We start from the raw sequence: 23,854 nt of genomic DNA, 5'->3' as shown, positions 1-23,854 counted from the left end.
CTCAATACTCAATTATTTTTGTTTTCATTTTCTTAAGCGGCTCAGGCTTAATATTCCCTTCAATCATGCCATTGTTCATGGCTAATGTTTTGTAGTAGTCCCATGCATCTTGTACATGAACCACTTCAGGTTCATCCAACTGCCCTAGATCGCGTGCCAATTCATAATGAAAATTATGTTTAAGCAAACGGTCTAGTGCTTGAGCGGATGGTTGTTTATCTACATTGCCTTCACTGAGTAAAATATAGTGCGGTTTTTTAACCGAACATTGTTCGATACCCAAGATACTAATCGGCAAATAATCCGCTTGTTTAAACTCTGCAAGAACTTTAACTGCAGCATTGTGGTCGAGCTTTTCTCCGACCAAATCTACTGTCATTTTACGACCTAAAAATTCGAAACATGGCACTTGCTGATAAAAGTCTGTGACTTCTAATTCATCATCAATCACATAACGAATTAATCCTGAACCTGTCGTGATCACAGGACTAACAATATCACCTACTTTCAGTTGCCACGATGGCACCACTTTTTGGCTGTCTTGCAAAATAAATTCATAAAAATGTGACTGATAACTTAAGGTAAAACGGTTTGCAAATGGAATCGTCACTACGCCTTCAGTTGCCCATAAACCTTTACCCTCAAATGCCACCCCTGCAATTCGTTGCTGTAGCTGTACTGCCCATTGCTCTGCGCTCGCTGTATCCCAACTCGAAACCAGACTGAGTTTAGGCCACAGTTTTTTCCACGCCGTTGCTTGGGTTAAATCCAAGTCTTGTAAGCGATAGCATTGTTGACAAGATTTAGGAACTTGCAGAAAACTCAAACCATCACGTTGCCATTGTCCAGTTTTTAAGACCTGTACAATTTCAGCTTGATGTTCTTGAATAATATCCAGCAATTGCAATGCAAATGTAGGACTCCATACCGAAATCATGCCTAAATGCTTATCTGCAACGAGATACACCGCGGTTGCAAACATGGCATCTTCGGCTGAATTTGCCATCGCAATTTCAGTCGGTACCGATTGAGTAATTTTACTCAACACTCGCTTCGACAGATTAAGCAGCGCACTGTCATCATTTAAATTACTATTTTCTAAAAGCTTTCGCTGGCTTTCAGGCAACCATGAAACCGACCAATAATGCGTTGAATTTTTAAGTTGTGGGTGTGTCCGATATAAATTAGTCAGCCATAAACCAATAGCCTCATCCAGTTCATCTAAAAAAGCCTGAGTATAGGGAATGAATTTAATTGCTTCACTCGACCCACTGGTCGGTTGAAACCGTACAATTTTTTCAGGCCCCAAACTATTTTTGCCACTTTGTCTGGATTGTTCAATTTGGCTTTTCCAATTGCTATAACGAGAAAGCGGATACTTTTTGGCAAATTGCTCATAGCTTAAATTTTGCGAAATGTGCTGCTTTAAAAAATGGCTTAATTTTTTACGTTGCACATTTTCTAGCTGATTTGCCTGCTGTGTATAGCGTTGAAACGCTTTGCGGCAGGTAATATTCAAAACTTGATGTGCAGTGGTGAGAAGCAATCCCATTAGGCCACCTTCGAGTCAGAACCTGTCGCAATATGTAATGTACGTGACTTATAACGTAACTTGCTATCATGTTTGCTCACACTGGTGGTCTTGGTTAAGAATCGATTCACATAACGGTATAAATCGCTCCAGCGTAATTCACCAATGCACGGAAGTTCTGTTCCATCGACCCAAGTTGGGTTCTTATCTTCAAAGAAAGCTATCTTGGTATTATTTTCGCGCATTTCATGGGTGATGGGCGCAACATCTGCTTTGAGTGGTTGATAGTCTTCGCCAAAATTCAGCAGACCCGTTTCGTGGTTATAATATTCTGAGAAGTATTCTTTACAGTACGATTCAACAAAGTCTTTGAGATGAGCATTTTTCTCACCATAGTGTGGATAGTAGCTGTAGTAGTTATTGGCTAAGAGCAGATAAGTTTTAAAGCCTTTAGAGATTAAAATCCAATATATAGGTGTTCTTGGATGACGAAATTTAAAACTAATAATATAACGGAACATTGCTCTAGTTAATGCACGATTTCCCCAATACTCTTTCTCAATAATGGTATCTCCACTGAAAAAAGCATGTCGGGCTTTACCATCAACAACAAAGTCACGTTCCATAACCGTCGAAAATCCGACAATTTGATTATTTTTCGGTTCAATAATAAAAAAAACACCGGTTTTTTCTAAGAAGTCGCGTTCAAAAATTTCATAACGGGTATTGGCATAATACTTTTGATAAATACCATACATACGTTTGAGTTCTTGAACAGTGATGTCACCAGTATGTTTATATAAACTATAAGGTTCTTTTTTGATCTGCCTAAGCAGTTTAAATTCCATCATAATCATAATTTCCTGTTGCCATTCATTCTTGATGAACGCGCGATATTGTTTTTGTTTTACAGAACACAGTCATCTCGTTGGATGCGTGCGGACGTCATATTAGTGGGTGAAAATGATGAAATGCAATCAACTTTACGTATTTAAACGAAAATCACGAAAAGCGTAAAATAAAAAAACCCGGCCTAAACCGGGTTTCTGTTTTTACAACTGAACGTGGCTAATTTGTACCTTTTAATTGAGTTTCATCTTGTCAAAACTTAGGTGATCTCCTTCCGCTTGAACAACAATCGTATCGCCCGGTTGGAACGCGCCTGACAAGATTTTCTGTGCCAGTGTATTTTCAACTTGTTGTTGGATGGCACGTTTTAGAGGACGTGCACCATATACAGGGTCAAAACCAGCATCGATAAGTAACTCAAAGGCACTATCTTCAACTGCCAAACTCATGTCTTTGTCAGCCAAACGTGAACGTAAACGATCCAACTGAATATCTGCAATGCCACGAATTTGCGCTTTTTGTAAAGAATGGAAAACCACTAGCTCATCAATACGGTTCACAAATTCAGGACGGAAATGTTCAGATACAGCAGCCATGACCACAGCACGAACTTCGTCTTTCGACGGGTTTTCACCTAATTCACGAACATCGGTTGAACCTAAGTTCGAGGTCATCACGATTACGGTGTTTTTGAAATCAATCACACGACCTTGTGAGTCAGTTAATCGACCATCATCTAACACTTGAAGCAAGATGTTAAAGACGTCTGGATGGGCTTTTTCAACCTCATCAAACAACACCACACTATAAGGTTTACGACGTACAGCCTCAGTTAATACACCGCCTTCTTCATAGCCCACATAGCCCGGAGGAGCACCCACTAAACGGCTCACCGAATGCTTTTCCATAAACTCTGACATGTCGATACGAATAATCGCATCATCACTGTCAAATAAGAAGTTACCTAGAGCTTTGGTTAACTCAGTTTTACCTACACCTGTTGGCCCAAGGAATAAGAATGAACCACTTGGGCGGTTTGGATCGGATAATCCTGCACGAGAACGACGCACCGCATTTGATACTGCTACGACCGCTTCATCTTGACCGACTACACGGTTATGTAAGAACTCTTCCATGTGTAAGAGTTTTTCACGTTCACCTTGTAGCATTTTTGCAACAGGAATACCTGTAGCTGCACTTACCACTTCAGCGATTTCATTTTCAGTGACTTTGGTACGAATCAGTTTCGGCTCTTCATTCACCTCCGCAATTTCTTCTTCATTCAAGCGTTTTTGCAACTCAGGAATGACTCCATATTGCAAACGGCTCGCTTCTGCTAAATCACCTTCACGTTGTGCTTTTTCAAAGGCAGTACGTGCTTTATCTAACTCAATTTGAGCTTGATTCGTTCCGTCAACCAGACGTTTTTCCGCAATCCACACTTCTTCCAAATCGCTATATTCTTTTTGAACTTCAGCAATTTGTTTCTCCAAATGCTCAACTTCAGCTTTTGAGACTGAATCTGCATCTTTTTTCACCGCTTCAAGTTGCATTTTTAACTGAATTAAACGGCGATCTAAACGGTCAAGTGGCTCAGGTTTTGAGTCAATTTCCATTTTGATTCGTGATGCTGCTTCATCAATCAAATCAATGGCTTTATCTGGCAACTGACGGTCTGTGATGTAACGATGCGACATTTTTGCCGCAGCAATAATTGCAGAGTCTAAAATTTGCACACCATGATGGGTTGCATATTTGTCTTTTAGACCACGTAAAATCGCAATGGTGTCTTCCACGCTCGGTTCATCAACAATCACTTTTTGGAAACGGCGTTCTAATGCCGCATCCTTTTCGATATATTGACGGTACTCATCTAAGGTGGTTGCACCTACACAGCGAAGTTCGCCACGTGCCAACGCAGGTTTAAGCATATTCCCTGCATCCATTGCACCATCACCTTTACCTGCGCCAACAAGCGTATGTAATTCGTCAATGAAGAGAATGATCTCGCCATCATATTTGGCCAAATCTTTTAGAACTGCTTTAAGACGTTCTTCAAATTCACCGCGGTATTTTGCACCTGCAAGCAATGAACCAAGGTCGAGTGAAAGTACACGTTTACCTTTCAGACTTTCAGGAACTTCGCCATTGACGATACGCTGTGCTAAGCCCTCAACGATTGCTGTTTTACCCACACCCGGCTCACCAATCAGTACGGGGTTGTTTTTACTACGGCGTGATAAAACCTGAATGGTACGGCGAATCTCTTCGTCACGACCAATGACCGGATCTAGCTTACCTTCTAATGCACGTGCATTGAGGTCTAAGGTATATTTGTTGAGTGAATCACGTTGATCTTCGTGGTTATTACTCATGACTTGTTCACCGCCTCGTATTTGTTCAATTGCACTACGTAATTTATCTGTCGTTACGCCTACACTATTTAATAAGGTTTTGGTTTTACCCGTTTCAGCTAAACCGAGAATCACCCAATCTGTAGAAAGAAACTCATCTCCAGCTTTTTGCGCAAAACTATCGGCTAAATTTAGCGCTTTGACTGCTTCAGGATTTAGGTTGATGTCCCCTGTAGGCGTCGCAATGGTGGCGGTATCCTGTAGGGCTTGCTGAAGTTTGGTTTTTAACTCAGGAAGATTAGCACCTGCCTGTTGTAACAAGCTTTGGTTCGAAGGCTCTTCAAGCAATGTCGAAAGAATATGGATTCCTTCAATGGCTGTATGGTCTTTCCCCATTGCTAAAGATTGGGCATCGGATAATGCTTGCTGCAAACGGTTTGTGAATTTTTCGAATCGCATTCTTGTTATTCCTCACAACAAATTCTGTACTTGAAGCATATATGGGAGTCATATTTAAAATTTCAAATACATTTTTTAAATATTTTTCAATGAGTTAATTTTAAGATAAAGATAAATCTCAATTATAATATTGGTATAAATAGAATACTTTTCAAGTCATTTATTGAAGAATTTAGTACTTTATTATATTGTTTAAATACATATGTATTTTTAGGCAATTTTCTTGTCAACTCAACTGACTTTCTGACAATAAAATTCAATGATTTTCCATTTGCTTAAATAATACAAATGTCAAAAAAGCCCACATTTACATGCAGGCTTTTGCTTAATCCACTAAAAAGTTCAGCTTAAGGTGCAGGATTTGGCTGTTGGCGATGAATAGCTTCAATCCCTTTTAAAATGTCTTCTGATAAATTCACCTCAAAAGCATCAATATTTTCTTTCAACTGATCTAGATTTGTCGCACCAATAATTGTACTGGTAACAAAAAATTGCTGCTTAATAAATGCTAGTGCTAACTGTGTCAACGTTAAACCATGCTGTTCAGCCAATTGTGCATATTGTTCTGTTGCCCATTCACTCTCCGCATTTGAATAGCGGCTGAAGCGTGAAAATAGTGTCACTCGAGCATTGGCAGGACGTGCACCATGACGGAATTTACCTGTTAGATAACCAAATGCTAAAGGTGAATATGCCAATAAGCCCACGCCTTCGTAGTGTGCAATTTCAGATAAACCGATTTCATAAGTACGATTCAACAAACTATATGGATTTTGCACACTGACAATTTTTTCTAAACCATGCTTTTCTGCAAGTTGTAGGAATTTTAACGTTCCCCATGGCGTTTCATTAGATAGTCCAATTGAGCGAATTCGACCTTTTTTCACCTCATGACTTAAAGCAACTAATGTTTCTTCTAAATTGGTAATAGTTTGCGTACTGTTTGCTTCGGCATTGCCATAACCCAATTTACCGAAAAAGTTGGTTGGACGTTGCGGCCAATGCAACTGGTATAAGTCAAGATAATCTGTTTGTAAGCGCTGAAGAGAATGATCCAGTGCAGACTCAATTTCCGAAGCAATAAATTTAGTTTGCCCGTCACGAATATGACTACCGCCTTGTGACGGCCCTGCAATTTTTGAAGCTAAGATTAATTTATCACGTCCACCGCGAGCTGCAATCCAGTTACCAATAATAGTTTCAGTTGAACCTTGGGTTTCAGGTTTCGGTGGGACAGGATACATTTCTGCAGTATCCCAAAAGTTAAGACCACGCTCTAAAGCATAATCCAGTTGCTCGAAAGCTTCTGCTTGGGTGTTTTGTTCACCAAACGTCATAGTGCCTAAACAAATTTCTGGAACTAAAATTCCGCTATGTGCCAATGGTTTAAATTGCATGCCACAAATTCCCTCTTTATTTTAAATATCAATATATAAGTCACGAAGTAGCTTACCTAAGATATCGGCTTTGTTTAAATCATAATTTTCTGTTTATTTGTCAAAAAATGTGAGAAAAGCTTGTTCAGATATAATAGTGAGAAATGAATAGACATAAAAAAAGCAAACCCCTGAGTTTGCTTTTTTTTATTTAGAAGAATGATTATTCTTCGTCGTCAAATTCGTCAGAAGCCAATTGACTTTTATCTTCAAGCGATGCATCAAAAATTAGAATCGCTTTACCATCAGTTTCAATCATGCCTTGCTCTTCAAGTGTTTTTAGAACACGACCAACCATTTCACGGGAACAACCCACGATACGACCAATCTCTTGACGAGTAATACGAATCTGACGACCATTCGGCAAAATCATTGCTTCAGGTTGTGAAGATAAATCAATTAAGCAACGTGCAATTCGACCTGACACGTCAATAAACGCAAGGTCAGTTACTTTACGCGTCGTATTTTTAAGACGGCGTACAAGCTGTGCAAATACCGCATAACTTAAGTCTGGGTATTGTTTGCTTAATTCATGAAAGTTTTCATAGGTAATCTCAGCAATTTCACATACATCTCGCGTACGCACTTCTGCAGTACGCTGTGCATTTGCTTCGAATAGACCCATTTCCCCAAAAAAGTCACCCGCATTTAAGTACGCAACCACAATTTCACGCTCATCATCTTCGCGTAAAATGATAGATACTGAACCCTTAAGAATTAAATACAAAGATTTAGATTCTGAGCCCGCATCAATGATTGTTGTACGTTTTGGGTAACGATTAATATATGCACGTTTTAATAATGCCTTCACCGACTCAGGTAACTGCCCCGGAGATAGCGCATCTGTGCTAAGTTGTGAAAAGTTTGAAGTCATGCTAACAGTTTCCGAATATGGATAATTTATAGATCGCACAAGACCTAAAGTGAACTTGTCACACGTAAGAGTTGAAATTCCTTATCAACTCAATTTATGTTAGTGTACAGGTACTGCGTAAATTTATAGCTTTTTTTAGGGACTTGCAATGCAAACTAGTGTTCATTGGCTAGAGAATGTTGCTTTTGAAGCAAAAACTCAAAGTGGTCACACTGTTATGATGGATGGATCACAAGAATATGGCGGTGAAAACCGTGGTCCGCGCCCAATGGAACTGATTTTAACAGGACTTGGTGGTTGTGCATCTTTCGATATTGTGACGATTTTAAAGAAAGCACGCCAAGACATTACTGATGTTCGTTGTGAATTAAATGCAGAACGTGCCGACACTATTCCTGCTGTATTCACTAAAATTCATTTGCACTTTGTAGTCACTGGTCATGGCGTGAAGGAAAAGCAAGTTGCAAAAGCGGTTGAACTTTCTGCTGAAAAATACTGTTCTGCTAGTAAAATGCTGATGGATGGTGGTGTAGAAATTACCCATGACTTCGAAATTTTAGAAACTGAAGATGCATAATTTATTTGTTCAATTAAGAGCCGCATAGAATGCGGCTTTTTTGTTTCAAATAATCCGCTATAGCATACATTGTATAAAGCACTGCTATATAGTCATAAACGCAGAAATATGAGCCAAAGAAGTAGCGAATATACCAAGGAAAACGAATAGCCAATCGAACAATGACCATATGGACTGGTATTTATATAAAATCAGGCATTTAGTTGAAAATATGTTTTGTAGATTAAAGCAATTTAGAGGAATAGCTACTCGATATGACAAGCTCAAAAGGAATTATCAAAGTTCTGTTGCTTTAGCCTGTATATTTTTATGGCTACCTTTATAGGGTTAATTATGAACAGTAAATGTCAACAGACCCTAATAATTTCAGATAAAAAAAAGCAGAATCATTTTGATTCTGCTTTTTGAATTTGGTAGGTTTAACCAGATTCGAACTGGTGACCTCTACGATGTCAACGTAGCGCTCTAACCAACTGAGCTATAAACCTAGAATGCGTAGAATCATATTCATTTTTATTTTTTATGACAAGCCCTTTTCTGACTTTTTTAAACTTTGCGTACAAGTTTTAAGCAAAGCCTTAAAATATTGAATATCATGAGAACTTAGCGCGATACCTACATAAATTTCCTGCTCAAATAACGTAATAACTTGTTCAAATGCCGCCCTTTCCTGTTCAGGTACATTTTCAGCCAAACGTTGTAACCAATGCCGAAAACTTTCAGAAGCCACTTTTTGCTGGCTCAAGGGTAAATTCTTAGCAAACTTGGCAATTTCTCTTTCAAGAGAGCTTAGACTTTTTCTTTTTTTCCGCAAAATCCATATAAAATATAATGCAACAACGCCACCAATACTCAATACAAGAAGTAACCCACCTGCATAAGCAGAATTTACCCCGAGCTTTTTAAACCATTGTTGCTGTGATTCAGCATTATAACCCACCACTTTGCTTTGCCATTGGTAACTCGCATAATCACTCCATACACGGACTTTTTTCAACATCGAAAATTGTTGATAGGCCCAAGTCGACTGCTGGCTCCCAAAAATTGTCCGATCTTGTTCCATATAATCCTGCATCCCCCCATCGATACGCTGCGGTGCGATCATGGCCGTCGGATCAATACGACGCCAATGTTGATTGATATAAACCTCTGTCCACGCATGTGCATCAAGTTGACGAACCTCCCAACTTTTTCCATCTGGTGCTAATTGACCACCTTGATATCCCACGACAATACGCGACGGTACGCCAACATAGCGCATCAACATTGCAAAACTTGAAGCAAAATGTTCGCAAAAGCCCTGTCTTGATCCAAATAAAAAATCATCTATCCGATTTTGCCCCAATACACCTGGGCTTAAGGTATATGCAAAGCGATTTTGTTTATACCATTGCAAAACTTCGGCAATATAACGCTCGGGATTTTGATGACTTCGCTGCCATAATGTTTGGGCCAATTGTTGTGATTGAACATCCAAGTGTTCAACATAACGAGTATTTAATTTTTCAAGCAAAGCCACATTTTTTATTTGTGGCGGCTCTGCACGTCCTAACCATTTCAGTTGAATCGGCTCCGTGCGTGCTGTTAATCGGTAGGGTGTAATTCGACCATCTTGACCTAATGCAAAACGTGCTTCATTGGGAACGGATTGCTCCAACGACATAATCCACATCACACTTGGGTCGGCAGCCAAATATTGATAATTCAATGTCCGCTTGGGTTTTAACTCGGCTGGATTCAGCTGTATAACGTTCTGGTTAAAAAAATGACTGGTCCATTTAGAACCATCATATTCATCTAATGCCATCGCCCGCCAATACAGCTCTGTACGTGGTGGCAAGGCTTGAATATCTCCAATTATACGAAAAGCCAAACTACTCGACTGTGATAACTCAGCAATATCGCCCGGAGACATGTTGTCACTGATTCCCGTTGTGGCTTTATTTTCAGGAATAGGAATGTGCCATAGAGGTGGCAGGCGTGGAAAAAAGAGAAACAGTAAAATAAAAAATGGAACAGCTAAGCCAATAAATTTTCCCACATGCCCAATATCTTGTTTAATCGCCTGTATTTCACCGCTTGAGTCTTGGCTAAAACCAACGGTCTGTAAACGGTACAACCCAATAAAACAGCTCAACAACGCCAATAAAATAACCAATGCCATGGCAAAAGACTGGCTAAACAAAAAACTACTGGCAATCACAAACATCGCAAAGTTATATAAAATAATTACATCACGACGTGTTTTTGTTTCTAAAGATTTAGCAAATAAAAATGTACTGAGTACTGCAACCCCTGCATCAACACCAATAAAGGTTTTATGGCTTATATAAATGCTAAATAATGCTGTCAATGTCAGCACATAAGTTAAAATTTTAGAAAATGGTTTTTTACTGGCGCGGGTATTGAGTAATAAAATAAGCCAAATGACTAAAAATACTAATGATGTCGCCACAGGGATATAAAGCATTTGTGCAATGAGCACCAAGGCTAAAGTGAGTAATATGGAGCGGCGTATGGTATTTTCAATCATCTCTTAAGCCTGCGCCAATAACCGTTTTGCTTCGGAAAAATGCAGTGCTCCAGTGCCTGATGCTAACTCAGCATTAGGTAAATACAGTGCATATTGATCGTGATTTTGCTCAGCCTGCTCGACCAAACCCATCATAAGACTAAGTTTTTCTTCATGACTTTGAGCTGGCATATAGTGATAATGAATCTCCAATTTCTTTAGATCTTCATATTGTTCAAAGACTTTCACATATAAGCCTTGTCCTCGTGCTGCTTGTTTCCAAGACACCGCATGAAGTGAATCCCCCGTCTGAAAACTCCGTAATTCGCGAAATTCATCAAGATCAGGTTCAAAATTTTGCTGTTGTTGCTTATTTTCAACGGAATGCAAACTGGCTTGAGGTGCAACCCACGCTGGTTGCTGTACGTACAAATACGTCCAGGCCCGAACTAAACCAAAAGGATAAACACTATAAATTTGTATTGGCGGAATCTGAAAAACACCGCGTTGGCTGGTTGTAAAATTTAATTGAAAGCATTGCTGTTGCGTATTGAACAGTAATTTATGTAGCTGATTTTCTGTTTTAATCCACAAATATCGCGCCTGTTCAACCTCTTGTTTAAAATAAATTTCGACCGAAAGTAATTCCCCAGCTTGCGGGATATCAACAACATTTATTTGAATCTGCAACGCATGAAGCTGTTTAAAAGTAATATAGAAACTAATACACAATACGGCGCTAATTAAAAAGCAAAAGCCTAAAATCAAATTATTGGCATAATTCACACCTGCAATAAAAGTGATGAAAATTAATACCAAATACAAGTAGCCTTGCTGATAGATAAAGATCAAGACATCTTTTTGAGTCAGCTGCTTGTGCTGATCGATTTTAAATCGACGTTCAATCCATTGCTGCCACATTGAAGCCAAGGTTCAACTCCTTTATTGGATCGAAACTTGTTCTAAAAGCTTAAAGGCTTCAAGATCTGACAACCCAATTCGATGAGATACCACAGCTGTAAAAACGGCTTGTACATCGTCAGGATTCACATAATTTCGCTGCTCAATCAGCGCATAGGCTTGCGCAGCTTTCTTTAAGGCTAAAACACCACGAGTAGAAAGACCATGTCTCCCCTTACGTGTCTCAGCAGCAAGATCCAAAATGTAATCCATTAAACGATCACTCAGATGTATCTGCTCGACAAACCCTTGTAGTTGTAAAATTTCTGCTTCATTAAAGATATGTGCTAATGCCGCAATCAGATCATGGCGTGAAGTTTGTTGGAGCAATAATTTCTCTGCCTGACGCGATGGATAACCTAAAGACAAACGCATTAAAAACCGGTCCAACTGGGACTCAGGTAAGGCATAAGTACCACTTTGAAATAAAGGGTTTTGTGTCGCAATCACCCAAAATGGTTGAGGCAAAGCATATCGCACACCGTCGACCGTCACATAGCCCTCTTCCATCGCTTCCAATAAAGCACTTTGGGTCTTTGGACTACAACGGTTGATTTCATCTGCCAATAAAATTTGGGTAAAAATCGGCCCAGATTTAAACTCAAAATGATGTTCTTTTTGATTAAACATATTTACCCCAATCACATCGCTGGCCAGCATGTCATTGGTAAATTGAATCCGTTGAAACTTTAATCCCGCCAAATGTGACAAGGCGCTAGATAATGTCGTTTTTCCTAAACCAGGTAAGTCTTCAAATAGCACATGCCCGCCTGCCAATAGACAAGCTAAAGCCAATTTGGTTTGCTGATTTTTATCCAAAATAATTTGGTTAATTTGTTCGAGGAATGTATTTATTTTCGGGTAAAAAGGCGCAAGGCTCTGCTCACTTAAAAGCGTTGATGTATTATTTTGTTGGCTTTTCTCTGATCCCCAAAACACCTTTTATTCCCCAATAAAAAAGTTAAATGAATGACTAACATACAGGGTTTTATTTAAAAATACAGTGTTTATCTCCAATCTATACCCAGTTCAATACTTTAAATACATACGCTTGATATTTATTGGGTATACAAAAGCGTTGTTTTCGCTTCGACTGATCACAATTCAGCAAAAAAAAAGCGTCTCGAAGAACGCTTTTTTTATTGGATTTTTAGCACAAGTCAAAGCATTAGCAAGGACACTTCTTCATGTCACCACCAGCTGATGGATAACGTGCATCTACACAGTGACGATAAAATGTTTTTGCATCCATCGCTTCCAAATCAGGATGATGTTTTGCCATATGTTCCAAATAGTTTTGGTAATCTGGCACACCCACCATCAGGCGGAAGCTTTGCTGTAAACGTTGCCACAACGTCGCAATACGTGACCAATTTTTCGGGTTCAGAATTAGATCCTTCTGCGACATAATGGTCATTTTAATGATTTTATAAATCACCGTTTTTCCACTTTTTGCAAACTTCAGGTTCATTCATATTCCCCCTATTAATGTGCTGAATTCGACGGATTAATTTCAGCTGGGTCACGGTAAATCGCTTCTGCTTCATTCACCGATGGATTTGGATTTGCCAAAGCACGACGCACCACACCAATCGCTGCAAATAACATCACAAATGCCACAATCATAAAGAATGCACAAAGACCGGCATTGATTTGATTCGACAATGCAACCGTATGCATTTCTGCCATGGTTTTCGCAGGTGCCAACAATTCATTTTTCGCAATGGCTGCATTAAAACGATCTGCCTGAGCCAAGAAACCAATCTTTGGATTTTCGTGGAAAATCTTCTGCCAACCAGCGGTCATTGAAGTAATAAACAAGAATAATGTTGGGATAATTGTCACCCAAACATACTTTTGTTTTTTCATCTTGAATAAAATCACTGTACCCAAGATCAATGCCATCGCAGCAAGAATTTGGTTACCAATACCAAATAGCGGCCATAAACTATTAATACCGCCGAGTGGATCAACCACGCCTTGGTAAACGAAGAAGCCCCAACCTGCAACAGCCACCGCTGTACCTAACAGATTTCCGAAGAAGTTATGTGAGTTTTTAACAGCAGGAATTACGATACCCACAGTATCTTGCACCATGAAACGACATGCACGTGTACCCGCATCAACTGCCGTTAAAATGAAGAGTGCTTCGAATAAAATCGCAAAGTGATACCAGAACGCCATCATTGAACGGTTATTAAAAATTTCCGTAATGATATGCGCCATACCAATCGCAAATGTTGGCGCCCCCCCTGTACGAGACAGAATCGAGTTTTCACCCACTTCTTGTGCAAGTAAGGTCAATGCTTCAGGTGTTACCACGAAGCCTAATGTACGAACTGCTTCTGCAGCGGACTCAACCGTTGTACCAATCACAGCTGCTGGCGCATTAATCGCAAAATACACACCAGGCTCAAGAATCGTTGCACAGACCAAAGCCATGATCGCAACAAAAGATTCCATCAACATGCCGCCATAACCGATCATGCGAATATCTTTTTCATTATTCACAAGCTTCGGTGTCGTTCCTGAAGAAACGAGCGCATGGAAACCTGAAATTGCACCACAGGCAATGGTAATAAACAAGAATGGGAACATTGAGCCTGCAAATACAGGACCTGTACCATCAATAAAATGCGTCACCGCTGGCATTTTCATTTCAGGCAATGCAAACATGATCCCGATTGCCAAACCTGCAATAACACCAATTTTCAAGAAGGTCGATAGGTAATCACGTGGTGCAAGCAGTAACCAAACAGGTAATACTGATGCCACGAAACCATAACCAATCAACCACCAAGTTAGTTCAGTACCTGAAAGTGTAAAGAATGGCCCCCAGTACGGATGCTGTGCAATGTCGCCACCATAGATAATCCCAGCCATCATCAGTACAAAACCAATGATCGACACTTCTGCAATTTTACCCGGACGGATAAATCGCATGTAGATACCCATGAAAATCGCAATCGGTACAGTGGCAGCGATACTGAAGACACCCCACGGACTATTGGTCAACGCTTTTACAACTACCAAAGCCAGCACTGCTAGAATGATGATCATCACGCCAAGTGCACCAAGCATCACGATGATTCCGGCAAAAGAACCCAGTTCTTGTTTTGCCATTTCACCGAGTGAACGACCATCACGACGCGTTGAGATGAATAAGACTAAAAAGTCTTGAACCGCACCGGCGAGAACAACACCCACCAAGAGCCAAATTGTTCCCGGCAAATAACCCATTTGCGCAGCAAGGATCGGTCCGACTAAAGGACCCGCACCTGCAATCGCAGCAAAGTGGTGACCAAATAGAACGCTTTTATTGGTCGGCACATAATCCAAACCGTCAGCTAAGCGATGGGCAGGCGTTAAACGTCGCTCATTCAGTTCAAAGACTTTATTGGCAATAAATAAACTATAAAAACGATATGCAATGCTATACACACAGATTGCTGCAAGGATCAGCCAAACTGCATTGACATGCTCGCCTCGACTGAGTGCTAGTATGCCGAATGAAACGGCACCTAGAATGGCTACAAACAGCCAGATAATCTTCGAAGCCATTCCTGACTTCGGTTGAATGTTTTCCATCTCAATCCCTCATAAATGTTGAAATAAATCAGCTTGATTTTTCTTGTTCGAGGTACTGCTGTTTCTTCCCTTGAAACTCTACTCCTGTTATAAGTTTTTTCATCTAATACTTTGGAATAAAAATTTAAACCAATAGGTATAAAAAAAGGGATGAATCACTTCATCCCTTTCGATAATAGTCTATTTTTAAACCATTATGCACGTTCTAAATAGTCACCAGTACGGGTGTCTACACGAACGCTTTCTTCTTGCTGTACGAATAATGGAACACGTACAACTGCACCAGTTTCAAGCTTAGCAGGTTTACCGCCACCGCCTGAAGTATCACCACGTACACCTGGATCAGTTTCAACGATTTTTAATACAACGAAGTTTGGCGCGCTCACAGTTAAAGGAACACCGTTCCAAAGCATGATTGTGCAAAGTTCATTTGAGTCATCTTTCAACCATTTAGCCGCGTCGCCCATAGCAACTTTATCAGCAGCGATTTGTTCGAAAGATTCTGGGTCCATGAAGTTCCACATTTCACCGTCGTTATACAAGTAGTTCATTTCAACTTCTTGGATGTCAGCAGCTTCTAGTGAATCACCAGATTTGAAAGTTTTTTCTAAAACTTTACCAGTTTTAAGGTTACGTAATTTTACGCGGTTAAAAGCTTGGCCTTTACCTGGTTTTACGTATTCGTTTTCCATGATTGAACATGGGTTACCGTCAAGCATGACCTTAAGGCCTGACTTGAAATCATTCGTAGAATAATAGGCCATGACTGGCTCACTCCAAACTTACTAACTTTAATCTATAGATGCTATGGGCTGTAACATGTCATTTAGCAAGTACTGACTGTAACATTGGCTGCCACATGCACATTAATGTGATATTGCGTATTCTAAATGACCAATGCACCATGTCGCAACGAAAAAATCCCCATTAAAGGGGTCAAGCTGCTTAACTTACACTCAGACATTAAAGAACTTTGTTTATACAATGCCCACAAACAGGTAAAATTGCTGTTTACTGAAACTTAATAAATGTTTCGTAGGCTTCATCCGTTGTGAGCTTTATCGGAATTATTTCAGCTTACACTTAAAAGTTCGACGCATTAATTTCAGCAATATTCCCTACTCACCTTTCTGCATTTTTTAAACAATCGGCATGATAAACTATTTATTTCAAGAGCAAAACTGGCAAACCCAATTGAGTGATTTGATTACAAATCCTCAAGAATTACTCGATGTATTAGAACTTTCGCATGATCAGTTATTATCTGGTGCTCAGTTCGCAGCAGATGAGTTTCGCCTACGTGTGCCGCGCGCTTTTGTCGAAAAAATGCAAAAAGGTAATCCGCTTGATCCGCTTTTACTCCAAGTCCTACCGCATCATTTGGAACTTGAAGAACACGCCGGTTTTGTCACCGACCCTTTAGGTGAAGAGCAGGCTAACCAACAGCCAGGGGTATTACATAAGTACAAGTCTCGTTTTTTACTGACTTTAACCGGTGCCTGCGCGGTCCATTGCCGTTATTGTTTCCGCCGGCATTTTCCCTACCAAGAAAACCTGCCTAAAAATGACGATTGGGCAAACATTAAACAATATATTGAACAACAACCCGATATTAATGAAGTGATTTTAAGTGGTGGAGACCCGCTCACACTATCAAATCGTAAACTTCAAGTGTGGATTGAACGTTTATCGACTTTGCCACAAATTAAATTTTTGAGAATTCATTCACGAGTTCCTATCGTAATCCCCAACCGTGTCGATGAAGAGCTGGTTTCTAATTTAAAAAACAGTAGGCTACGCATTATTCTAGTGGTACACTCAAATCATCCATCAGAGCTAGATGACTTCACGTGCAGCCAGCTTCAACAGCTTGTCAAACAAGGAATCACCGTGCTGAACCAAGCAGTCTTATTAAAAGGGGTTAATGATTCTGCAGAAGTGTTGGTCGATTTAAGTTACCGCTTATTCGACGCAGGTGTAATGCCATATTATTTGCATGTTCTGGATAAAGTAAAAGGTGCTCATCATTTTGATACACCAGCTCAGGATATTGATTTAATTTATAAAAAAGTTTTAGAGAACCTACCTGGTTATTTGGTTCCTAAACTTGTACGGGAAATAGCGGGCGAAAAAAACAAGACACCGCTTTTTGGGGCTTCAACTTTTTGAGTTAAATAATAAAGATGACCACGCATACTTCAGATACGTTTTACAATCCGACTGAATTAAAGCTGGATAAATTAAGCTTTTGTCCGACCAATGCTAAAGGTCTGCAAGAGTGGTTAAACGGTATTTCAATTTTACAATTGGGTACCTCATCTAAAGCTTTATTCAATGCCTTACTTGAAATCTCCGAGCTGAAATGCCAAGAGATGTTACGTTTTGATTTGGTTCAAATTTTACATCCGACTATGGAAAGTGTGCTCACAAGCTTAGAAAAACACTTTACCAATCAAAGCCTCATTACCACGGATCGTAATGACCAAATCATTGAATTGGCGATGCTTTTACGCAGTCACTTTGCCAAAATCTATATTGATATTGCCAAACGATGTAATCAGCAGCTTAATCAACAAAAGTTTTCGATTTTTTCATTCGGCCATAAAAAAAGCTTACAAACCGCTCGAATTGCATCAATCTACTATGCGTTGCAACAACTGACACTGTTGTTGTATCAACAACATATGTTGTATGCCACACCGACTGCAGGTCAATGGATTGCGGCACATCAACTGATTGAATGTGCCATTGAACACAATTTCTATCAAAGTAATGTCAATCAATTACTTGGTACCCAGCATCAAATTGCAAATATTGCCCAAGCTTATGCACAATTGATCTTGTTAGATATTTTCAATAATCATCAGATTCGCCCTGCTGAAATTCAAGGTTTGTATTTATGTAGCTTTGACTGGGCAAAATTGGTTCAAATCTTACCGAAAGAAACCACACTTTCACGCTATATTGTGGACACGAAAAAAGATCACCCACCGATTTATAACTCGAAACAAGATCGGTCTTATCAAGCCAATGTGTACATTTCAACGCAAAACTTGCTCGATCATTTGACTGAAACGCAAACTAAGAATGCCAATTATCTATCTAAAAATGAAAAGTTATTTTTAACTCCAGCGCTATATTTCCATATTCATAATATTTTGACCAACAACACTGAACGTCGTCATGAGCGTTATGAATATTCTGCGCAAATTAATATTTGCTTTAGCTTAATGGTGGCGCATTTCTATCTCTCTAAAGGTAAAAACTTCCACGAAACTTTAGATTTAGAAGGCAATTATCAATTCCACAATGAAGCCTCTTTTGTCAATTCGCATGATTCAAATATGCCAACAGGCATGACTAATGCGAAAGCGCTAGATCGTGAAGCAAAACAGATTCATACTGCTGACGTTTTAGATATTAGTGTGAATGGTTATCGCATTAAATGGACTGGCCCTACCCCTGCTAATTTAAAAACCGGCGAATTTATTTTGATCCAAGAAAATGCTCAAAGCCAATGGCGTGGCGGTGTTGTTCGTTGGATCAAACAATCGACTGAAAAAAGTTTGGAATTGGGTCTCGAAGTACTGGCTCAAGATTTGTATCCATGTTCAGCCCATATTCGTACCGACCGCAATACAACAAATCATCAACCTGCTTTATTGGTACAGACCACACAACTTGATCAAGTGTCTACGACCTTAATTTTACCTGGGGCAAATCTCTTCCGAGAGAAACAAACGATCCACCTTCGCTTAGGCAAAGAAGACATCAAAGTCTATCTCACCAAAGCGCAGTTGGTGACACAAAGCTTTATTCGCTTTGAATATGAATTATTGAATGAAGAGCAAGAAAATGTCGTTAAAGACTATATTGCGAAACAGAGCAATGAGATCAAAAATAACGACTTATGGGAAGCATTAAAGTGAGAAATCCATTACTATCCAAAAAACTAAAACGTACGGAAACTCGATTACTCATTATTGATGATAATCAAATACGTTTTAACCAGATACGTGAATTATTGACAGACAGCGAACATCAAGTTCATGCCATATTACTTGATGATTTACAAAATTTCGAAAAACAGCTGAATCTCAATTGGGACTTGATCATTTTTGGACGTGCTTATGATTTAAAATATGAACAAGCTTTAAGTTTAGTTCAACTATCGAGCCAACCGAATTTACCGATTATTTTACTTAAACCCGAAGACTATCAAGCAGAACAATATGCAAGTTTAGTCAAAAAAGGGATTTATGACATTGTCGATATTGCTGAACCTGAGAGTTTCTATTTTGGTTTAATCCGTGCTTTATCCTTTAGTCGCCTACAACAATCTCAACAACATTTAATGGAAGAGCTTGAAACGGCTCAGATTCAAACCCAGTCTTTAGTTGAAGATAGTCGTAAAGCGGTTGCAGTGATTCAAGAAGGTATTCATATTCAAGCCAATGCTGAATATCTCACTTTATTTGGTCTAAAAAATGAAGACGATGTAATCGGTCTGCCCCTGCTCGATCTATTACAACCTTCTGACCTCAATGACTTTAAACAACGCTTTAAAAAAATCAGCCAAGGACAGCTCGACTTAGGACGTTTTGATCTTGATTCGCAAAATATCGCTGTGGCTGGGCAAAACCCACTAAAACTCGAATTTATTGCCGCAGCTGAAGAAGACGCGTTACAGCTCGCAATTGAAATTGGTAGTCAAAACAGTAATGCTGTTAGCAACGCGCCAGTTGAAGCCAGCCCACAAAAACCAAAAGCATTTCAACAACTCAACCGTATCATCGGTCAGCAACCTGCCAATGTAAATGCATTAGTGCTATTTACGTTGGCTTCTTGCTCAGATGCGATTTTTCAAAAAGATTGGAATACTTATAAGAGCTATTTCACCAATATTAAAGACTTCTTGAAAGATCAAACACATGCTCCATTATTTAGTTTAGACAATGGTGCAATGGTTGCCTTATTCCAAGCGGATAATCAGCTCAAACTTGAGTCTAAATTGATTGGTCTTAACACCCTGAGCAAACCTCAATTACTCAGTGTAAATAATGAAACTTATCCATTAAATTTACGCATGGGATACAGTGTTTTAGACAGCGATATTCGTGATGAAGCACATTTTGAAACCTTTGTTGCAAAAGCCTTTAATACTGCGCTACCTACCAACCAACAAGCGCCTGAAATCGATTTAACGATTCCATTAGAAATTGATATTCCAAGTTTGGATTTTGGTACACCAGAAGCGCAAATTGCACCGATTGTCGTTAGTGATGAAGCTCCTGTTATCAAGGCCCTTCGCAACTGCTTAGAACGCGGTGAAATTCATCTTAAATATCAACAACTGTATGATAAAGAAGATTCTCATCTTTATACTTATGAAGTAACCAGCGGCTTTATTTTTGAAAATAAATGGAAAGATATCGCCCAACTGCGTGAGTTAGCTGAAGACTCAGAGCTATCCATTAAGTTGGATCGTTGGATCTTGGTTGAATCGTGTAAACAGCTACACAACTTCATCACTCAGTTCCCTGAAGCTAAATTAATCGTTAACCTGAACAAAGAAGTGCTATATAGCGACCGCACCTTCCCTGAGTTTATTTCGAAACTGATTACGATTATTCGTAGTAAATTGAAAAATCCGTTAATTTTACAATTTGCAGAAGAAGACATTCAGCTCAATATCGATGCCGCTCAAAAAGCATTTGTTGAACTTCGTAAAAATGGTGCTGAACTGGCTTTACGCAATTTTGGTCATTCGATGTTTAGTGAATCATTATTACGTCAAATGGATGTTCACTGCTTAACATTAGATTCAAGTTTGACCAAAATGCTTGCAAACGATAAGTCATGCCAAGAGCTCCAAGAAAAAATTACCACTTATCATGAAATCAAAACTGTTGAAATCATGCTACGTGAATTAAATGACATGACCCTGTTTGCCAATGCTTGGAATGTCGAAGCTCGTTTTATTCAAGGTGATTATTTCCAGAAGAAACTCGACCATCTCATCGATGTTCAGGACCAATAAAGTTCTGAACATTACCGATTTAAGGTTTATCTTTTTATCGGCACAAAAAAACGGGCATAAAGCCCGTTTTTCGTTTTGGATATTAACGTTTGATAGAACGTGACATACCAGCAAAACGTTGTTTGAATTTGTCGATACGACCGCCAGTGTCAACGCTTTTCTGTTTACCAGTGTAGAATGGGTGGCAAGCAGAACATACGTCTAGATAAATAGTTTCTTTACCAAGAGCTGAACGAGTTTCAATTACGTTACCGCATGAACATGTAGCAACTAAAGTTTCATATTTTGGGTGAATATCGGCGCGCATCGTCGATTACTCCTAAGATTTAAGAAGGTTTAGCTGTCATCGCAATTGATCACTCTTGTATCGCTACAAGGAAGGCTTAAAAAAGCAGACCAACACCATAACAGACCATTCTTTTGGCCCACCGAGACGGATACCGTCAGAGCTAAGCACAACAAGTTGGGGCAAATTATAGCTGATTTTTTAATGTTAATAAATAGATATTCAAGGCTGAATCGCTCTACTCTTTAGGTTGAGCTTGCTCTAAATATTTCTGATATTGTAATTCGACTGTACGCTGAAATTGGGCTTGATCAAAATGGTTTAATCTTTCAATAAATGCAGGACAAAACGTCGTAGCATTTACTGACTGTAATGATCTGCTCATACCCTCTAAAATACTTTGAAGCTGCTGTTTAAATTGTGCATCGACTGACAGATCAACATCTTTTGCCTTTAATGGCTCTACACCATTAAAACGGATAGCCTGAACTGCAGCAATTAATTTAAGTTTTTGCAGCTTGATAAGCCTGATCTAATTCCGTATTGATCTGTGGTTGTCGATCACGACAAAAATCTAGCATTGACTGTAGGCTGATGAGCGGCATTTTTTCAATGACATCACGGTTACTATTTAAAGATAAATCCTCTTGAGCATGAACGACTGTGTTCAAACCCAAGAATAAAATGAAGAAGCCTCTTTTAATTTTCATGATTTTTTTTCATCTATATAAGGTATTTTAAAAGGACCTATTCATCTCGCCCTATTCTTGCCCACGGCTTTGTTTTGCCCAAAGGTTGGCAATCACACCACAGACCATCAACTGAATTTGGTGAAAGATCATAATCGGTAAAACTATCATCCCCATCGGCTGCCCAATAAATAAAATTTGTGCCATGGGCACGCCGCTCGCCAAGGTTTTTTTAGAACCACAAAAGAAAATCGTCTTTTGATCAGCTCGGCTAAAGCCCAACCAACGTGGTACATATAGCGCCAATAACATAATGATCGTTAACAAGGCAGAGCACGCCACAATCAATAGGAATAAGGTCATACCACTCACTTGATGCCATAGCCCTGCCACCACTGCACTACTGAATGCACCATAGACCACCATCAAAATTGAGCCCTGATCAAATACCTTCACGATTTTTGGCATTTTCTTCATATAAGGAAACACCCAAGGACGGAGGAGCTGCCCTAAAATGAAGGGAATCAGTAATAACAGGGTAATTTGGATAATAGATGCCGTCGGATCATAGTTATGTTGTGACTGACCAAGAATAAAATAGGCCACCATCACTGGGGTAATAAACATCCCAATAATATTTGAAAATGATGCACTACAGACTGCGCCAGCAACATTACCCTGTGCTACCGAAGTAAATGCAATAGAAGACTGTACTGTCGAAGGTAAAAAGCACATAAACAAAAAGCCCCAATACAACTCTTGCCCTAACATCGGCACGAGGATTGGTTTCGCCATTAAACCCAGTAATGGAAATAATGCAAAGGTAAAAGCAAAAACTAAAGCATGTAACTTCCAGTGCATAATGCCTTCAACCACAGCCTCACGAGATAACTTTGCACCATGGAGGAAAAATAAAATGGCAATTGCAGCCGTGGTAATATAGCCAAAGATTTCTGCAGCTTGACCACTAACAGGCAAAAAAGTCGCAAGTATGACCATTACAAAAAGTAGAATGGTAAAACGATCCAAAGCCAACATTTTTAGCATAACAACATCCTGTACAAATTTCCCTTTAAAGCTCATCGGCACAAAAATGCCCAATAAGCTAAATTTACCATTGAGTAAATTTCATCTTACTGGGCCATATAAATAAAGCCAGCTTTTCTCCGATATATTCATTATTTTAAACGTTGATAGTGAGCTCAACGCAAAAAAATTTATAAATAAGAATATTCAGAATTACAGATGACTTTATATTAATGATTGCACATTAATTATTTCGTGCATTTGAGTCTTGTTGGATCAACTCAATTTTATAGCCATCGGGATCTTCAACAAAGGCAATGACGGTCACACCACCTTTCATTGGTCCTGCTTCACGTACCACGTTTCCGCCACGTGCTTTAATTTCTTCACAAGCCTTGTAGGCATCATCTACTGCAATAGCAATATGGCCATAAGCGTTACCCAATTCATAACTCTCCGTATCCCAGTTATGCGTTAACTCGAGTACGGTATGATTTTCTTCATCACCATAGCCCACAAATGCCAAAGTAAAACGACCTTCTTCATAATCACGCTTACGAAGCAAAGTCATACCGAGTACTTCAGTATAGAACGCCAATGAACGCTCTAAATTGCCTACACGTAACATGGTATGCAGCATGCGCATAATCGAGTTTCCTAAATCTATCATTAT

The 23,854-nt window shown here is 39.4% G+C and carries 20 protein-coding genes, 1 tRNA gene and 1 pseudogene; 5 read left to right on the top strand and 17 right to left on the bottom strand.

The genetic code is table 11. The features are described 5' to 3' along the window. Position 1 precedes the first annotated feature (1 nt). From FTV37_RS08440 to crp, 5 genes are all read right to left on the bottom strand, one after another. The gene (locus FTV37_RS08440; RefSeq protein ID WP_180063519.1) at positions 2 to 1,552 is read right to left on the bottom strand and encodes a GH3 auxin-responsive promoter family protein; all 1,551 of its coding nucleotides are present in this window, start codon (positions 1,550 to 1,552) and stop codon (positions 2 to 4) included. After that, positions 1,552 to 2,388: a hypothetical protein gene (locus tag FTV37_RS08435; RefSeq protein ID WP_306669391.1), complete on the bottom strand. Its 837-nt coding sequence runs from the start codon at positions 2,386 to 2,388 to the stop codon at positions 1,552 to 1,554. The genes FTV37_RS08440 and FTV37_RS08435 overlap by 1 nt, the downstream gene beginning before the upstream one ends. Positions 2,389 to 2,613: 225 nt before the next feature. Continuing rightward, positions 2,614 to 5,193, bottom strand: coding sequence for an ATP-dependent chaperone ClpB (gene clpB / locus FTV37_RS08430; protein WP_168377776.1), 2,580 nt, complete (start codon positions 5,191 to 5,193; stop codon positions 2,614 to 2,616). Between the two features lie 347 nt (positions 5,194 to 5,540). Beyond that, on the bottom strand, positions 5,541 to 6,590 hold the full coding sequence (locus FTV37_RS08425; RefSeq protein WP_180063518.1) for an NADP(H)-dependent aldo-keto reductase: 1,050 nt from the start codon (positions 6,588 to 6,590) through the stop codon (positions 5,541 to 5,543). 202 nt (positions 6,591 to 6,792) lie between these two features. After that, a complete protein-coding gene (crp, locus tag FTV37_RS08420; RefSeq protein WP_180004890.1) occupies positions 6,793 to 7,503 on the bottom strand; it encodes a cAMP-activated global transcriptional regulator CRP in 711 nt (236 codons plus the stop codon). A 148-nt stretch (positions 7,504 to 7,651) separates the two neighbouring features. On the opposite strand from crp, the gene FTV37_RS08415 reads away from it, so the two are divergent. Both FTV37_RS08415 and FTV37_RS08410 read left to right on the top strand, forming a co-directional pair. Continuing rightward, positions 7,652 to 8,080 carry an OsmC family protein gene (locus tag FTV37_RS08415; RefSeq protein ID WP_078191820.1) on the top strand — a complete coding sequence of 143 codons (429 nt, stop codon included), beginning with the start codon at positions 7,652 to 7,654 and terminating at the stop codon, positions 8,078 to 8,080. A 124-nt stretch (positions 8,081 to 8,204) separates the two neighbouring features. Then, positions 8,205 to 8,405, top strand: a pseudogene (locus FTV37_RS08410) (IS5/IS1182 family transposase); the annotation flags it as partial. Between the two features lie 86 nt (positions 8,406 to 8,491). Here FTV37_RS08410 and FTV37_RS08405 read toward each other — a convergent pair. The 7 genes from FTV37_RS08405 to efp all read right to left on the bottom strand — a co-directional run bounded on the left by FTV37_RS08405 (position 8,492) and on the right by efp (position 15,904). Further along, positions 8,492 to 8,568: transfer RNA gene (locus FTV37_RS08405), tRNA-Val, on the bottom strand. A 32-nt stretch (positions 8,569 to 8,600) separates the two neighbouring features. Next, positions 8,601 to 10,613 carry a DUF3488 and transglutaminase-like domain-containing protein gene (locus tag FTV37_RS08400; protein ID WP_180063517.1) on the bottom strand — a complete coding sequence of 671 codons (2,013 nt, stop codon included), beginning with the start codon at positions 10,611 to 10,613 and terminating at the stop codon, positions 8,601 to 8,603. 3 nt (positions 10,614 to 10,616) lie between these two features. Beyond that, on the bottom strand, positions 10,617 to 11,522 hold the full coding sequence (locus FTV37_RS08395; RefSeq protein ID WP_180063516.1) for a DUF58 domain-containing protein: 906 nt from the start codon (positions 11,520 to 11,522) through the stop codon (positions 10,617 to 10,619). Positions 11,523 to 11,534: 12 nt separating this feature from the next. After that, complete coding sequence (locus FTV37_RS08390) at positions 11,535 to 12,491, bottom strand: MoxR family ATPase (RefSeq protein ID WP_180004888.1); 957 nt, start codon at positions 12,489 to 12,491, stop codon at positions 11,535 to 11,537. 229 nt (positions 12,492 to 12,720) lie between these two features. Continuing rightward, positions 12,721 to 13,023 (bottom strand): YbdD/YjiX family protein, encoded by a 303-nt coding sequence (locus tag FTV37_RS08385; protein WP_078190160.1) that lies wholly within the window; start codon positions 13,021 to 13,023, stop codon positions 12,721 to 12,723. Positions 13,024 to 13,037: 14 nt separating this feature from the next. Beyond that, positions 13,038 to 15,140: a carbon starvation CstA family protein gene (locus FTV37_RS08380; protein ID WP_078191829.1), complete on the bottom strand. Its 2,103-nt coding sequence runs from the start codon at positions 15,138 to 15,140 to the stop codon at positions 13,038 to 13,040. 194 nt (positions 15,141 to 15,334) lie between these two features. Next, positions 15,335 to 15,904: an elongation factor P gene (efp, locus tag FTV37_RS08375; RefSeq protein WP_067762759.1), complete on the bottom strand. Its 570-nt coding sequence runs from the start codon at positions 15,902 to 15,904 to the stop codon at positions 15,335 to 15,337. Positions 15,905 to 16,292: 388 nt separating this feature from the next. Here efp and epmB point away from each other — a divergent pair, with 388 nt between their 5' ends. Genes epmB through FTV37_RS08360 form a run of 3 tightly spaced genes read left to right on the top strand, consistent with a single transcriptional unit; the run spans position 16,293 to position 21,180 of the window. Then, positions 16,293 to 17,309, top strand: coding sequence for an EF-P beta-lysylation protein EpmB (gene epmB, locus FTV37_RS08370; protein WP_180010399.1), 1,017 nt, complete (start codon positions 16,293 to 16,295; stop codon positions 17,307 to 17,309). A gap of 14 nt (positions 17,310 to 17,323) precedes the next feature. Continuing rightward, the gene (locus FTV37_RS08365; protein ID WP_180026452.1) at positions 17,324 to 19,069 is read left to right on the top strand and encodes a GTPase; all 1,746 of its coding nucleotides are present in this window, start codon (positions 17,324 to 17,326) and stop codon (positions 19,067 to 19,069) included. Beyond that, entirely contained in the window at positions 19,051 to 21,180 is a 2,130-nt protein-coding gene (locus FTV37_RS08360) for an EAL domain-containing protein (RefSeq protein WP_180063515.1), read from the top strand. The genes FTV37_RS08365 and FTV37_RS08360 overlap by 19 nt, the downstream gene beginning before the upstream one ends. An 82-nt stretch (positions 21,181 to 21,262) precedes the next feature. Here the strand turns inward: FTV37_RS08360 and rpmE are convergent, their stop codons facing one another. From rpmE to gloA, 5 genes are all read right to left on the bottom strand, one after another. Beyond that, complete coding sequence (gene rpmE / locus FTV37_RS08355; RefSeq protein WP_078190165.1) at positions 21,263 to 21,487, bottom strand: 50S ribosomal protein L31; 225 nt, start codon at positions 21,485 to 21,487, stop codon at positions 21,263 to 21,265. A gap of 217 nt (positions 21,488 to 21,704) precedes the next feature. Further along, complete coding sequence (locus FTV37_RS08350) at positions 21,705 to 21,851, bottom strand: hypothetical protein (RefSeq protein WP_180026454.1); 147 nt, start codon at positions 21,849 to 21,851, stop codon at positions 21,705 to 21,707. A gap of 118 nt (positions 21,852 to 21,969) precedes the next feature. Then, complete coding sequence (locus FTV37_RS08345) at positions 21,970 to 22,176, bottom strand: hypothetical protein (protein ID WP_180063514.1); 207 nt, start codon at positions 22,174 to 22,176, stop codon at positions 21,970 to 21,972. Positions 22,177 to 22,227: 51 nt separating this feature from the next. Beyond that, the gene (locus FTV37_RS08340; RefSeq protein WP_180026456.1) at positions 22,228 to 23,202 is read right to left on the bottom strand and encodes a bile acid:sodium symporter family protein; all 975 of its coding nucleotides are present in this window, start codon (positions 23,200 to 23,202) and stop codon (positions 22,228 to 22,230) included. Positions 23,203 to 23,425: 223 nt separating this feature from the next. Continuing rightward, the gene (gene gloA / locus FTV37_RS08335; RefSeq protein WP_078191833.1) at positions 23,426 to 23,827 is read right to left on the bottom strand and encodes a lactoylglutathione lyase; all 402 of its coding nucleotides are present in this window, start codon (positions 23,825 to 23,827) and stop codon (positions 23,426 to 23,428) included. Between the last annotated feature and the right edge of the window lie 27 nt (positions 23,828 to 23,854).

Source organism: Acinetobacter sp. YH16042, from assembly GCF_013417245.1.
Classification (GTDB): domain Bacteria; phylum Pseudomonadota; class Gammaproteobacteria; order Pseudomonadales; family Moraxellaceae; genus Acinetobacter; species Acinetobacter amyesii.
The sequence above is the reverse complement of the archived record's forward strand: the minus strand, read 5'-3'. Positions and strand labels throughout refer to the sequence as shown.